The following is a 411-nucleotide window of genomic DNA, read 5'->3' as shown; positions in this document are numbered from 1 at the left end:
ACCTCGCTGTCCGTAAACTGGCAGCATGCCATGAGCAATAGTGATACCCAGAACCAGAGCAGCACCAGCCGCGATGACGATCTCTTTTATGTCAGCCTGATCGTTCCTTTTGGCGAGGATCGCGTCAGTACCTACATGCGCGCTCAGGGGGAAAAACAAAATTATGGCGTTCAGGAAAGCGGCTCTATCGGTCAAAACCTTAACTACAACGTCTCTGCAGACCGCGATAATCAGGATAAGAGTAACGCCTTTAACGGCAATATCACCACCAACCTTCACTATACGCAGCTCGGTTTATCCGCTGGCCTGAATGACGGCAATCAGCATAACTACAGCGCATCCTTAAACGGTGGCGTAGCGCTGCATCGTCATGGCATAACGTTTTCGCCCTATCCGGTAAAAGAGACATTC

The 411-nt window shown here is 50.4% G+C and carries 1 protein-coding gene; it reads left to right on the top strand.

Features of this window, described 5'->3' with window-relative positions; translation table 11 throughout:
* Window positions 1–6: 6 nt before the first annotated feature.
* The coding region (locus GV818_RS33880) for a fimbria/pilus outer membrane usher protein (RefSeq protein ID WP_256679601.1) at window positions 7–411 on the top strand (405 nt) is incomplete at its 3' end.

The sequence above is a fragment of the Pseudomonas sp. Fl4BN1 genome (genome assembly GCF_009908285.1).
GTDB lineage: Bacteria > Pseudomonadota > Gammaproteobacteria > Pseudomonadales > Pseudomonadaceae > Aquipseudomonas.
This window is presented reverse-complemented; position numbering and strand designations above follow the sequence as displayed.